Origin of the sequence: Pseudomonas sp. NY15372 (assembly GCF_048068215.1) — a bacterium.
GTDB classification, from domain to species: domain Bacteria; phylum Pseudomonadota; class Gammaproteobacteria; order Pseudomonadales; family Pseudomonadaceae; genus Aquipseudomonas; species Aquipseudomonas guariconensis_A.
Window position 1 is genome coordinate 1 of record NZ_JBLUPY010000114.1, and the last position, 265, is coordinate 265.

The 265-nt window shown below is 52.1% G+C and carries 1 protein-coding gene; it reads left to right on the forward strand.

All coding sequences use genetic code 11. The annotated features are described in order from the left end of the window. Positions 1-243 (forward strand): hypothetical protein (locus ACNFG0_RS22930; RefSeq protein ID WP_416766549.1); only part of this gene is annotated, 243 nt, incomplete at its 5' end. Positions 244-265: the final 22 nt, after the last annotated feature.

Sequence of the window (265 nt, forward strand, 5' to 3'; positions counted from 1 at the left end):
GGCCGGATGCAGGAGCCAGCGGCTTTTGCCTACTTTTGCCCAAGAGCAAAAGTAGGTCGCCGTAAAGGCGAAAAGGTGAGTGAGCGCCGCCATGGCGAATGGATGTTTCGCTATTTTCAATGCAGTCGATTTTTTGAAACTGCTGGTTTTGACATAAGCGCAAAGTCCGTTTGCGAGGGCGACGCTGAGTCACCTTTCCGCCCTTACGGCGGGTCACTTTTTGTCAGACGCGACAAAAAGTAACCAAAAAACGCTGGCTCCTGCA